This window comes from Bifidobacterium sp. MSK.13.1 (assembly GCF_019131435.1).
In the GTDB taxonomy this organism is placed as follows: Bacteria; Actinomycetota; Actinomycetes; order Actinomycetales; family Bifidobacteriaceae; genus Bifidobacterium; species Bifidobacterium pseudocatenulatum.
Map to the genome: position 1 here is coordinate 158800 of NZ_JAHOMM010000001.1, position 13609 is coordinate 172408.

11 protein-coding genes are annotated in these 13609 nt (G+C 57.7%); 7 read left to right on the forward strand and 4 right to left on the reverse strand.

What is annotated here, in order from left to right; translation table 11 throughout:
- Nucleotides 1-29 precede the first annotated feature (29 nt).
- The gene (locus KSY55_RS00675; RefSeq protein WP_004219978.1) at nucleotides 30-1142 is read left to right on the forward strand and encodes a diacylglycerol kinase family protein; all 1113 of its coding nucleotides are present in this window, start codon (nucleotides 30-32) and stop codon (nucleotides 1140-1142) included.
- A gap of 54 nt (nucleotides 1143-1196) precedes the next feature.
- On the opposite strand, the gene KSY55_RS00680 is transcribed toward KSY55_RS00675, so the two are convergent.
- Both KSY55_RS00680 and KSY55_RS00685 read right to left on the reverse strand, forming a co-directional pair.
- Nucleotides 1197-2063, reverse strand: a complete 867-nt coding sequence (locus tag KSY55_RS00680; RefSeq protein ID WP_022244981.1) for a PRD domain-containing protein — start codon at nucleotides 2061-2063, stop codon at nucleotides 1197-1199.
- Between the two features lie 27 nt (nucleotides 2064-2090).
- Nucleotides 2091-4178 (reverse strand): glucose PTS transporter subunit IIA, encoded by a 2088-nt coding sequence (locus KSY55_RS00685; RefSeq protein ID WP_217749420.1) that lies wholly within the window; start codon nucleotides 4176-4178, stop codon nucleotides 2091-2093.
- A 322-nt stretch (nucleotides 4179-4500) separates the two neighbouring features.
- Here KSY55_RS00685 and pgm point away from each other — a divergent pair, with 322 nt between their 5' ends.
- The 5 genes from pgm (at nucleotide 4501) to rpiA (ending at nucleotide 10796) form a co-directional block, all read left to right on the forward strand.
- Entirely contained in the window at nucleotides 4501-6177 is a 1677-nt protein-coding gene (gene pgm, locus KSY55_RS00690; protein ID WP_004219985.1) for a phosphoglucomutase (alpha-D-glucose-1,6-bisphosphate-dependent), read from the forward strand.
- Between the two features lie 270 nt (nucleotides 6178-6447).
- Complete coding sequence (locus KSY55_RS00695; protein WP_034880482.1) at nucleotides 6448-7254, forward strand: LytTR family DNA-binding domain-containing protein; 807 nt, start codon at nucleotides 6448-6450, stop codon at nucleotides 7252-7254.
- Between the two features lie 2 nt (nucleotides 7255-7256).
- Nucleotides 7257-8612: a sensor histidine kinase gene (locus KSY55_RS00700; protein ID WP_065437739.1), complete on the forward strand. Its 1356-nt coding sequence runs from the start codon at nucleotides 7257-7259 to the stop codon at nucleotides 8610-8612.
- Nucleotides 8613-8693: 81 nt separating this feature from the next.
- Nucleotides 8694-9929, forward strand: a complete 1236-nt coding sequence (locus KSY55_RS00705) for a ribonuclease H (RefSeq protein WP_217749421.1) — start codon at nucleotides 8694-8696, stop codon at nucleotides 9927-9929.
- Between the two features lie 168 nt (nucleotides 9930-10097).
- The gene (gene rpiA / locus KSY55_RS00710; protein WP_033524206.1) at nucleotides 10098-10796 is read left to right on the forward strand and encodes a ribose-5-phosphate isomerase RpiA; all 699 of its coding nucleotides are present in this window, start codon (nucleotides 10098-10100) and stop codon (nucleotides 10794-10796) included.
- Between the two features lie 224 nt (nucleotides 10797-11020).
- Here rpiA and KSY55_RS00715 read toward each other — a convergent pair whose 3' ends face one another.
- Nucleotides 11021-11110 (reverse strand): AURKAIP1/COX24 domain-containing protein, encoded by a 90-nt coding sequence (locus tag KSY55_RS00715; protein WP_004268639.1) that lies wholly within the window; start codon nucleotides 11108-11110, stop codon nucleotides 11021-11023.
- Between the two features lie 213 nt (nucleotides 11111-11323).
- Nucleotides 11324-11953, reverse strand: coding sequence for a hypothetical protein (locus tag KSY55_RS00720; RefSeq protein WP_004219996.1), 630 nt, complete (start codon nucleotides 11951-11953; stop codon nucleotides 11324-11326).
- Nucleotides 11954-12080: 127 nt separating this feature from the next.
- Between KSY55_RS00720 and radA the strand changes: the two genes are divergently transcribed.
- On the forward strand, nucleotides 12081-13499 hold the full coding sequence (gene radA / locus KSY55_RS00725; protein ID WP_138266607.1) for a DNA repair protein RadA: 1419 nt from the start codon (nucleotides 12081-12083) through the stop codon (nucleotides 13497-13499).
- Nucleotides 13500-13609 lie beyond the last annotated feature (110 nt).

The window sequence follows — 13609 nt, forward strand, 5'->3', positions numbered from 1 at the left end:
TTTCGCATCTTCCGTGAACAATAGATGACATGCCTATGCCTGTTATCATTCTGATTGTCGTTCTTGCGGTCGCAGCGGTGTGCGCGGCCGCCTTTTTCGCAGTACGCGCGTATAAGCATCGCAAACTTGCGGAACAGCTCGACAAGCGCGACGATGATCAGGTGCATTACGCGTTTGTGATCAATCCTTCGAAACCGCAGGCGGAACAACGCAAGCAGCATATTCAGGAGTTCTGCGAGGCGAAGCATCTCACGCAGGTTGAATATATCGGAACGCAGCTTGATAAGGATGGTCGCGCCTGCGCGCTGGAAGCCTTGGAGCATGGCGCCGATGTGGTGGTCGCGGTCGGCGGTGACGGCACGGTGCGCACGGTGGCGAGCGCACTTTCGGGAACCGGCCACGCGCTGGGCATCATCCCTATTGGCACCGGCAATCTGTTTGCCCGCAATATGGGCATTCCTGTGGATGATATCGATGCGGCACTGACCGTCGCCACATCTCATGGTTCGCGTTTGGTGGATGTCGGCCGACTGACGCTGCTCGATGATGAAGCCGCCGATCACGGCCATGCGTTCCTTATTATCGCGGGCATCGGCTTTGATGCGGTGATGATCGACGACACCGATCCTGAGTTGAAGAAGAACATCAGCTGGCTCGCCTATTTCGTGTCGGGCGTGAAGAACCTGTTCGCCCCGAAGTACAAGGGTGATGTGACCATTACCAGCGCCGACGGCAGCACGCACACCACGCACGGATTGACCTTCCGCACGTTCATGGCCGGCAATTGCGGCCAGATTCCGGTATTTTCGCTCATGCCCGACGCCGTGTACGATGACGGCATTCTCGATTACGAGATCATTGACACATCCGGCGGTTTGATCGGTTGGGCGAATCTGTTCGGCGATGTGCTGCATCAGACGATCACCGGCAAGGCCCAGCAGAGTCCGCTGTCCACGAATTCCACGGTTGACCAGATTCAGGGCGTCAGCGCGGAAATCAAGTTGGAGAAACCCGTGTTGGCTCAGGTGGATGGCGATATGCTTCCCGAAACGCAGCATATTCGTTTCAGTGTGGAGCGTAAATCTTTGTGCGTGCGTGTGCCGGAAGCGCCCGAAGCCAATACTTCCAATGTAAATCAGTAACTATTATCGTAATTATTAAATTATTTATTACGATGATTATGTATTTTATGCAAATTATGCATTGGTATCGTCATTCTCATGCGATTCCGTCGCATGAGAAGTCACTCGTGCGACATGCAAGGTGAGATAGGCGATTTCCGCTTCCGAAAGACTCACGTTCAATCGCATTTTGACGATGATCGCAAGTTTGTTCGCACAATCCGATGCTTTCGGATATGAGGTTTTGATGGATTCCACGATTGGTTCAGGCTCGTCATCAAGCTGTTCATGTTGGTGGATGCGCACGAAAAGATAGCGCAGATGCGTGATGAAACGCGCCACATTGACGCTGTTCTGGTCGAGAGTGATGCCGTAATAGCCTTCGATGACCGTCAGCATTTGCTGGATGACGCCGGTCATGGTGTATGTGGCGGAAAGATCGCCGGTAGAGAAGCCCGCATTGACCAAGTGCAGGGCCAAAGCCACGGCTTCGCAATCCGGCAGCGCACCGCCCAGATACGTGTTCATGGCATCGACCAGAGCTTTGCCTTTGGCATATTCGCTCGCGTAGAGCGAACGCACTTCGGCTTCCAGCGGATATTCGATGGTCTGCTTGTTTTGCGATCGGCGGATCGCACCGCAAATATGGTCGGATAATGCCAGCACCAATGCAGGCTGTCTGTCGGCCTGTTCCTTCAGACCGGTGCGGTTCATGGCGTCCGTAACGAGACGAATGATTTCGGGCGGAATCCCGGCCACCTGTTGGGCCATATGGTCGGGATCCTTGCCATCTGCGGGAACGAACCGACGGACGATCTTCGCGTCGTCAACATGCTGGCCGGGCTTGGCTTGGAAACCTATACCTCGACCGGTGAGAATCACCTCACTGTTGCCGTCTTTTGCCAGTACGACATTATTGTTGAATACGCGAAGAACGTCCACGTCGGCCCCTTCCGACTATGCGATTGGTCAGCGCTGAATGTCGATCACCGACTCACCGGCCTTGACGTCGACGCCGGTCTTTGGCGTGACGGACGCGAAGGCCACTGTGTTCAGCACCGTCATCAATGTGGTGGTGCTGTATCCAGCTTCCTTAACCTTATCAAAGTCGACGACAACGAGGTTGTCCCCCGCGTTCACGTGTTCGTTGGCCTTGACCTTCACATCGAAGCCTTCGCCGTTCATCTTCACCGTGTCGATGCCGACGTGCACGAGCACTTCCACGCCATCATCGGTTTTGATGCCGAATGCGTGACCGGTTTCGGCGACGGTCTGCAGCACGCCGGATACCGGCGCGACGACGGTGCTGTCTGCCGGCTGGATGCCGACGCCTTCGCCTAGTGCGCGGGATGCGAACACCGGATCGCCGGTTTCATCCAAGGAAATCACATGGCCTGCGACTGGAGCGTTCACCACGGTGGTGGCGGCAGCAGCCGGGGCTTCAGTCTTGGTGGCGGCAACAGTGGCAGTCGCAGTGGCAGCAGCCGGAGCGACTCCCTTGGCTTCGACCGACGAGACAGCGGTCTTCTGATTGGCAGCCGCACGGGCCAGCACTTCGGCCTTCTGTTCCGGAGTGCGGTAGTCGAAGGTGATGATCAGAAGGAAGGAGGTGAGGAAGGACACGGCGATGGACACTGCATACACCCACATCTGATTGAAGACCGGAATGGTCAGCAACGAGGTGAATGCGAAAGCGGTGGTGGTCACGCCATGCACGGTCTGGCCGGCGGCGGTGACGGACGGGAAGAGCCAACCGAGGATGGCGATGACGACGCCACCGAGACCGCAGCCCACCAGCATGCGCTTGTAGATGAGCTTGTAACGCAGGTGAATGCCGTACAGAGACGGTTCGGAAACGCCACCGAGCAGGCCGGCCGCAAGTGCGCCCAAAGCGGTCTGGCGCATGTCCTTATCCTTGTCACGCACAGCAAGGAAGAGCACGCCAGCGGTAGCGCCGAAGCAGGCGAAGTTCCACACGCCCATCGGGCCTTGGATGAAGTCGTAGCCGAGAGTCTGGATGTTCATGAGCATCAAGGCGTTGAGCGGCCAGTGCAAACCGAGCGGCACGAGGAACGGGTACAGCATCGGAATGATGATGGCGAAGATGAACGGGGCATGGGTGTTCATCCAGGCCAAGCCGACGCCGAGGCCGTTGCCGACCCACACGCCGATCGGGCCGATGATGAAGGCGGTCAGCGCGCCAACGATGATCATGCAGAAGAACGGCACGAAGACCAGCTGGACGCTTTCCGGGATGATCCTCTTCAATCCGTGGTAGACGAGAGCAAGCACGGCGGCCATGAGCAGCGGCACGAACACGTTGCCGGAATAGTCGCTCAATGCCATCGGCAGACCGAATATGTTGGCCATGCAAGACTTGGTGCCCAGAGCGGCGTTCTCCACGCACGTGGTGGTCTTGGCGTCCATCAAGCCGGTGAACTGCGGGGTCATGAGCATGGCCATGATGGCACCACCCAGCCATGGGTCGACCTTGAGCTTCTTGGACGCGTTGTAGGCGACCATGATCGGCAGGAAGTAGAATACGCCCTTCCAGATGGCTTTCACGAATACCCAGCCCGCGGAGGCCTCGTCATTCGGAATGACGTTCAGCGAAATAAGCAGGTTGACCAGCGCGATGATGATGGAAGCGCCGAGCAGCACGCCCAGAATCGGACGGAAGGAATCGGAGAGATACTCGAAGAAGGAGTCCAGCCAAGCCACCTTGCCGCGGGCCTTGGAACGGGCTTCGGCCTTGACGTCGGCATTGCTCTTCTGACCATCGCCGGATGCGGAGGCACCGCCGACACCGGCCATTTCGGGCAGATGCATGATGTTTTCGTACACGGTGGCAACGCCACCGCCGATGACCACCTGGAAGCGGTCACCGCTCTGCGGCACCGCGCCGAGCACGCCCTGCATATGCTCGAGACTATTCTGATCGACCTTGGATGCGTCAACCAGTTCAAAGCGCAGTCGAGTGGCGCAATGCGTCAGACTGCGAACGTTTTCAGGACCACCGATTGCAGTGATGATCTGCGATGCGAGTGAGTCAGCCATCCTGATTTCCTTTCTTTCCCTTACAACCGATTCGATCCGAGCAACACCGCTTCGGGCAACAAAAAAAGACCTGAGATATGGCTATAGTTCAGCCACATCTCAGGTCTTGCGTCTTTATGTTGACTAGCAACCCTGCATCAGTCGAATAGCATAGAACTATACACCATCGTTTGACATTGCGCAACTCGGCTAAGCGCAGAATCCGCCATTTTCGAAAATTCATGTACACACATCCGAACATGCACTAAACAGACAACGTATTCATCGCGCATAATGGGACAATTACGCACATCTGACGCAAAAGCGTGGCAGAATAGTGACTATGGTTGCAAACAATGCGGGAATGCCCGCTACCCCAGCAGATCTGATCAATGTCGACGAGGTCATCGGCAAGTACTATGACGTCGTCCCCGACCCCAACGTTCCGGAACAGCGTGTCTCCTTCGGCACCTCCGGCCACCGCGGATCGTCTCTGAAGACCTCGTTCAACGAGGCCCATATCGTCGCCATCACCCAGGCCATCGCCGAATACCGCAAGAAGGCCGGCGTGACCGGCCCGCTGTACATCGGCCGCGACACTCATGCTCTGTCCGAGCCGGCTTGGAAGACCGCCATCGAAGTGCTCGTCGCCAACGGCGTGACCGTGCGCATCGATTCCCGCGACGACTTCACCCCGACCCCGGTTGTGTCCCAGGCCATCCTGACCCACAACCGCGCAGCGGATGGCACCCAGCGCTTCACCGGCGAAGGCCTGGCCGACGGCATCGTGGTGACCCCGTCGCACAACCCGCCGACCGATGGCGGCTTCAAGTATGACCCGGTCACCGGCGGCCCGGCTCCGTCCGACGTCACCAACGCCATCGCGGATCGTGCCAACGAGCTGCTCGGCGATTTCAAGAACATCAAGCGCGTTCCGTTCGAGCAGGCCGTCAAGTCCGACCTGGTCGAGCGCTTCGACTTCCGCGAGCACTATGTCGCCGATCTGGAGAACGTCATCGACTTCGATGTGATCCGTTCCTCCGGCGTGCGCCTGGGCATCGACCCGCTCGGCGGCGCTTCCGTCAACTACTGGCCGCTGATGAACGAGAAGTTCAACCTGACCATCGACGTGGTGCGCCCGCAGGTCGATCCGACCTGGAGCTTCATGACCATCGACCATGATGGCAAGATCCGCATGGATCCGAGCTCCCCGTACGCCATGAAGGGTCTTGTGGACTCCCTCAACAACGGCGCTTGGGACAAGTACGACCTGGTCGGCGGTACCGATCCGGACGCCGACCGTCACGGCATCGTATGCCCGAACTGGGGCGTGATGAACCCGAACCACTACATCGCCGTGTGCGTAGAGTACCTGTTCGGCGGCAACCGCCCGGGCTGGCCGGAAGGCGCCGGCATCGGCAAGACGCTGGTGTCCTCCTCCCTGATCGACCGCGTGGCCGCTTCCATCGACGCCAAGCTCGTTGAGGTTCCGGTCGGCTTCAAGTGGTTCGTTGACCCGCTGTTCAAGGGCGAAGTCGCCTTCGGCGGCGAAGAGAGCTCCGGCATGAGCTTCCTGCGCAAGGACGGCCGCGTGTGGACCACCGATAAGGATGGTCTGATCCCTGACCTGCTGGCTGCGGAAATCACCGCCAAGACCGGCAAGAACCCGGCCCAGCTGCATCAGGAGCAGGTCGATCGCTTTGGCGAAAGCTGGTACAAGCGAGTCGACACGCCGACCACCTTGGAGCAGAAGCAGAAGTTCGCCAAGCTTTCCGGCGACGACGTCGCGGCCACCCAGCTGGCCGGCGAGGACATCACCGCCAAGCTCACCGAAGCCCCGGGCAACCACGCCAAGATCGGCGGCCTGAAGGTCACCACCGAGAACAACTGGTTCGCGGCCCGTCCTTCCGGCACCGAGAACATCTACAAGGTGTACGCCGAGTCCTTCGAATCCCCCGAAGCCCTCGACAAGGTGCTCGCCGAAGCCACCGAAGTCGTGGACAAGGCCTTGGCCGAGTGATCATTGGCGAATCGGCGTAATCCAGCCATTCGCCAATCATTCGCAAACTCACTGAGAAGCCCGCTTTCCTGAAAAAGGCGGGCTTCTCGCATATCCGCCCGAATACGAATCGCAACGAACACGAATCGTGCGATATGGCACGAAACGCCGAATTCTGGCATGACACGCACGCTATCACCCTCCTGCCGGCCCCGCTTCGCATTACGCTTGAATGATAGCGACACAACACTCAGTCCAGCGGTCCCCGCCAATCTTCATGGGAGGTGAACGATGCGCATCGCCATCGTCGAAGACCACGCCGCCGAACGCCAACTGATGGCCGTCATGTGCGCGGAATATTTCAAACGCACCCGCGATATCGGCGTGGAATGCGTGACCTTCGCCGATGCGGAATCCTTCATCGAAAGCTGGAAAGACGCCCGATACGACCTGCTGCTGCTCGACTGCTATCTGTCGGACGACGAAACCGCCACGCATGCGGCGACCGGACTTGATATCGCACGGACGCTGCGCAGACAAAACGACGATTGCCCGATCGTGTTCATCACGTCAAGCACTGATTTCGCCGTGCTCGGCTACGAGGTGCAGGCAAGCGGATATCTGTTGAAGCCCCTGAATCACGACGCGTTCCATGCGACCATGGACCGCGTCGCAGCGCAGCTCGACACGAAAACACCGGTCACTCATCTGAAAAAACATCAATCGACGGGCAATGCACAAAGCAGCACGGACGCCGCATGGCAGGTGGCGTTCGGCAATCCCGCCATCACCATGGACCGTCGCCTTATCGCCTACGCGCTTTCCAGCGCGCATTATGTGGAATTCACCTTCGCCGACGGCACCTGCGCGAAAATCCGCACCAACTTCTCCGATGTGGAACATCGTCTCACCGTATTCAGCAACTTCTACCGCACCGCGCGAGGAGTGCTCGTCAACTTCGACTACGTGTCAGGCATCAGCAGCAATGAATTCGTGATGAAAGGCGGCAAGCACATTCCCATCACGAAAACCGCGGTGACCACCACCTGCAGAAAATACGCGGAATACACGTTCACCCGCATGAGAATGGAGGACTAGCCATGCTTGACGCACTCGCATCGATCGCGCCATCATGCATGTTCTTCGCCATCGGCGAGCAGCTAAACGCGCTAACGGGCCTGCTTCTCTGCCTGTACATGACCTGGCATCATATGGAGAATCCCAAGCGCGACGGCCTTATTCTCATGATTTCCGGCGTGATTGTCTTCTTCCTGTGCGGCATCGCATGTTGCCTCGCCCACGTCCCCTCGCTCTGGTCCGTGATCCCTTCGGCTCCGGTTGTGGTATTGGCTTTACGTAAGATGACGAATCTTCCTTGGGGGCAGCTTCTTTTCGTCGTTTCAACAGCCGCATATATCGTCGCGATCATTTATTACCTGTCTTTGGCCGTGGATTTAGCTGTTCTGAATGAGCAGTCCATGAATTTACGTGTCGGATGGCCGGGAATGATCAGTCTGCTGATTTTTGATTTGATTGCGGCGACTACACTTTTCCATCCGTTCCATCATTCATTTTCCGCAACATTCGATTCACCTTCCATCAGCAGGAATTTTTGGAGGGTCATCTGGCTTTTTCCGTTCATTTCCACAGCAATTGTGGTGTGGTGCATGCCCGCCGACAACGCATCGCTGCTCGACACCCGCGTGCTTAGCATCGCCTTCACCGTATCCATCGCATATTCCGGTTTCATGACCATGGCCTACTTCCTCATCTGGTATATGATCCAGCAGGCGGACCGACTGCGCGAAGCCAGCAAACGCGAACATTACGAAGCCATGCAGACCTTGCAGCTGCAGCATATGAACGAACGCATCAACGAAGCGAGGCAGATCAAGCACAATATCCGGCATCATATTCAGACGTTGCAGGCTCTCGCCGCGGCCGACGATATGCCCGGCATCACCTCGTATTTGGAGGAGATGGCCAATCATAGGCTGTTGCACCCCATCCCCATGCAGTATTGCGAACATGCTTCGTTGAACGCGGTGCTGGTCTACTACTGTGACTGGATCCGCCATATAGGGGCTGAAGTCGATGTCAAAGCGTCGGTGCCGCAATATCTCAACATCAATAATGCCGAATTATGTTCCATGGTCGGCAATCTACTGGAAAATGCGTCTGAGGCCATTATGAAACAACAGGATGGGGAGAAAAAACTCAGGGTGCGCATCAAATATCGCACTGGGCCGCCCGCATCACTGTTCATTGTGGTCGACAACACGCACGATTCCTCCATTATGCAGGTTGGCGACGCTTTCGCCTCAACCAAGCATGGGGGTGAAGGTTTGGGCACCGCCACCGTGCGCGAAACCGCGGAACGGCATCATGGCGCGACCTCGTTCGATTATGACGGCACGCTGTTCCGCGCTTCCGTCATGCTGTGTTTGGATGATTGAGATTCCCGTTCGACGTCGCCCGATCACAGTTCGCAGTTCACCACGTATGGCAGCGTCTCACGGCTTTCGTAGGGTAGAGATATGACGATTACGGTTTCTACAGACGGTTCCGCTTTAGGCAATCCGAATGGTCCGATGGGTTGGGGTTGGGCCGATCATGAGCTTGCCACAGGCGGCAAGCCGGGGCATCACCATGACAGCGACTGCGATGCCGGCGGAGCTACGAACGGCACCAATCAGATTGGCGAGCTGTGCGCGGTGCTGGAGGCGTTGCGCGCGCACCCCGGCTCCGAACCGTTGGTGATCGAAACCGATTCGCAGTATGCGATCAACTGTTCCACCACGTGGGTTCACGGCTGGAAGAAGAACGGCTGGAAGAACTCGCAGAAGAAGCCGGTAAAGAACGCGGATCTGATTCGCGCGATCGATGCCGAAATCTCCAAGCGCCCCGGACCGGTGAAATTCGTATGGGTCAAGGGTCATGCCGGCAATGCCGGCAATGAGAAGGTGGACGAGCTGGCGCGCACCTATGCGGGCGATTGCCGTTCGAAGATCCGTGAAGGATATCTTCCTTTGGAGGGTTGGCAGTCGCTGCTGGCTTCCGAATATTCGCAAGGTACCGATGTTCCCGATGATGCCCAAATGCTGCTTGACGGCAAAATCACTACGGACGAATACCATATGGGGCGCGGGCAAGGCAAGTCCGCTCAAGGATCGTTGGCCGATGATCTGATGGGCGCGGCCGATCCGGAGCCGCGTCCGCGTTCCATCGCCGATATGCTGGTGGAGCCGGAAGGCTATCCAGCGCCCGACGAGGCGACATTGCCGTTGACGTCCAACGGCATGTCGGTGGAATCCGACGACATGCCGGAACCGACCACCGCGCTTGATACGACCATGCCTGATGGCACGACGCCTGACGCCGAGGCACCGCGCAAATCGTATGCCGAAATGCTGCTCAAGCCGGACTGTTTTCCCCACGAGCATGACGAGCGGCAGCCAGCCGACGATGCACAGAACGAACAATCCGCGAATTCCTCGGAAAACACGCCGGCGCCAACGAGCGAATCAGCCGAATCCGCAAACGCGTCGGCGCCAACGAACGCCGTCGCCGACTTGCCGAAACTGCCGCATCGCGCCAGTCCTTCGGGATTGGCGGTGTCGGGCACCATTCGCTTCACTCCCCCGCCAAATTCCAGTCCGACGTTCGACGGCAAGCCACGCCTGATCCGCGGTTACATCGCGGTGGAAGGCTACGTGCAAGGCGACGGCACGCTCGTCCTCGACGAAGCGCCATTTGCAGTCAAGCACAACTAACGAGCCAGCACTTTCGACCTTAACGCCTCGAAAATGCGTGAAACATCCTGTGAAAACATTTGCTGACCACCAATGGCACACCTTCGTTCATGACATGTCCGCAAACGCACAAAAATCAACACATCCGATAATATGGAGACGGTCTTAACCCCATATCGAAGGAGGATCATGGACAAGGCACAGCAGGACGCATTGAAGAAGGCAGCCGGCATCGAAGCTGCCAAGCTGATTCAGAACGGCATGATCGCAGGTCTGGGCACCGGCTCGACCGTGCGCTTCCTGGTCGACGAGCTCGGCCGCCGCGTGCAGGAGGAAGGCTTGGAGTTCACCGGCGTGACCACCTCCCGCCGCACTCAGGAGCAGGCAGAAGGCTACGGCATCAAGATCGTCGACATCGATGACGTTGATCACATCGACGTGACCATCGACGGCGCCGACGAGGTCGACAAGAACTTCAACGGCATCAAGGGCGGCGGCGCCGCTCTGCTGTGGGAGAAGATCGTGGCCACCAACTCCAACAAGATCGTGTGGATCGTGGACGAGTCCAAGGTTGTGGACACCATCGGCAAGTTCCCGCTGCCGGTTGAGGTGATTCCGTTCGGCGCAGGCCAGGTCGTCAAGAAGTTCGAATCCCGCGGCTACAAGCCGGTGCTTCGCCTCGACGCCGAAGGCCAGCCGGTGCGCACCGACGAGAACAACTACGTGGTCGATCTGCACCTCGAATGCATCGAACACCCGGAGGCTCTGGCCGACGATCTCATCAACACCGTTGGCGTGGTGGAGCATGGCCTGTTCCTACACATGGTGGACCAGGTCATCGTGGGCGATCCCAACGGTCCGCGCGTGCTCACCAACTCCAACAAGTGAGTTTGAAGTAGCGTAAGTTCCGCATTTTCCGCGGATTTTCGCGAACCTACACGAAACCATATGAGGCTGTGCGTTCAACTTCGAACGCACAGCCTTCTTTTTGCATCTATTGATTTTCGATTCTCGTACTTTTCGTTTATTTCTTTGCAATATGCAAAAATCCCGCATACCTCAAGAAGACATACGGGATTTTGTTTAAGCGACGCTTCAACCGCGCCTGAAGACTACTTGCGCTGGTGGCGAGTCTTACGAAGCAGTTTGCGGTGCTTCTTCTTGCTCATGCGCTTGCGGCGCTTCTTGATGACCGAGCCCATCTCAGCCTCCGTTCTTAAACTCAAAGGGTAAAAGTTTGCAACTTGCCCAATACTACACTGCTTCGGGGACTAACGCACACAACCGCATTCATATGGTGGAAGCACGCACCTCTTTATCGGAAGATCAGGCAAACGCAGTCCGCATGGTCCACGGCTGAATCTTACGTGAATCATGCATGAATCATAGGATCGCACAACCAGCCGTAGGCAGTATCACAGCGGGAACTGCTGGTAGAAGCGCTGCACCGAATCCTTGGCTCCCGTGGCTTGGAACACCACGGTATCGTTGCGCCAGACCGCGATGGCCTTGGTTTCGTCGTCCGGATCGGTTTTGGCGCTATAGGCGCCGGTCGCTTCACCGGAAACCTTCACATTGCCGCCGCCCAGCTCCTTGCCGGTCATGGCACCGGTCAGATTGTCATACTGACTTTGCGCATCATCAGACTGAGACCATTGCGCCACTTTCAAGGTGATATCCTGACCGTCCTTGCCCGTGGAATACGTCAACGTGTACTCCTCGACCGGGGAAGCGCCGCTCCACGAAGTGCTGGCATCGGCCTTGGTGCGCGCGAAATTCAACACGGAATCAGGCATGGCCTTCAACAGTTCGCTGGCGTCATCCGGCAACGCCACAGCGTCAATGGACGGCGTGGTCGGCTCAGAGGCATCCTGCGACGCGCCCTGCGAGGTGGTGGTGCCCTGAGTGGACGCTTCATCGCCCTTGTTCAGAGCCCAGCCGGGCCAGATGAAAGCGGACACCAAGGCGAGCACGACCACCAAAGCGGCGGCAATGACAGCCACGATCAGTTTGCCATGAGAAGAGGAAGTTTGCGTAGTAGACATGGCTGTTATTCTTTCATATCCGTGAGACGCTCGAATCCAGAAACCGTGATCTCGCCATCATCCCGCACCAGCACCCCCTTAATATCTCCGAAAACGATTGTCCCAAAATATCCGTATTGTCGGCGATATGGCAAAGACGTCCTCGCAATTTGTATGTTCCGAATGCGGCTGGAGCGGGCCGAAATGGCTGGGCCGCTGCCCTGAATGCGGCCAGTGGGGCACCATCGAGGAATTCCATGAAGCGCGCCCCTCCGCATCGTCACGCACCGCCGCTCCCGGACGCACATCGCGCACGCTATCGCATGCAGTGCCCGATTCCGCGGCGAAACCGATCACGGAAATCAGTACGGAAAACATTTCCAGAATCGACACTGGGTTCACGGAATTCAACCGCGTACTTGGCGGCGGCATCGTTCCCGGTTCCGTCACGCTTATCGCGGGCGAACCGGGTATCGGCAAATCAACGCTGCTGCTGGAGACCGCAGGCAATGTTGCCCGTCTTTCCGCAGCACAGCCCGAACGCAACACGGTGCTCTATATTTCCGGTGAGGAATCGCAGGCGCAGGTGCGCATGAGGGCCTCGCGCATCGGCGCGGTCGAACCGAATCTGCTTCTGGCCGCCACCACCGACCTGTCAACCGCGCTGGGGCTTATCGAACAATGCAAGCCTGCGCTGGCCATCGTCGATTCCGCGCAAACCATCGTCTCGCAGGAAGTCGATGGCATCTCCGGAGGCTCGACTCAGGTGCGCGAAGTGGCGAGCGCGCTGATCGACACCGCCAAAACGCTTGATATTCCGGTATTGTTGGTCGGTCATGTCACCAAAGACGGGTCGATTGCCGGCCCGCGCACGTTGGAACATTTGGTTGATGTGGTCTGCCAGTTCGAAGGCGACACCGAAACCGCATTGCGTATGCTGCGCGCGGTGAAAAACCGTTTCGGCCCTACTGATGAGGTCGGCTGTTTCGATATGAGCGGCGAAGGCATCGAAGAGGTGACGGACCCGTCCGGACTGTTTCTTTCCTCGTCCAATTCCGCAGATCCCTCTCCGGTGGAGGGCACGTGCGTGACCTTCACGTTGGACGGTCATCGCAGTCTTCCCATCGAAGTGCAGTCGCTGGTCACCAAATCCGTACTGCCAACGCCACGACGTGCCGCGAACGGCGTCGACGCCAACCGCATCGCCATGCTGGTGGCAGTGCTATACAGGCATGGCAACGTCAATCTTTTGGCGAACGATCTGTATATTTCCACCATCGCCGGAGGCCAGGCGCGCGAGCCCGGATGCGATCTGGCGATCGTCGGCGCATTGGCGAGCGCCGCGAAGTCGAAGGCGATCAGCCGCACCACATGTGCGATTGGCGAAATTTCGTTGACCGGGCAGGTGCGTCCGGTGCCGCGATTGGAATACCGGTTGCGCGAAGCCGCCCGTCTTGGTTTCACCACCGCTGTAGTGCCGACATTACGTAGAGAAATCGCAATTCCCGGATTGTCGATCGTTCAGGTCGACACATTGCAGGATGCGCTTGGCGCCATGTTGCGATAATACACACCCTACATACCGTTTTTGCATGTATGCACGCGAAGCATATACATTATGTTATTTTTTTAACCTATACTAGTGGGGCTCTTACGTAGATGCTTACGTAAGAGCCC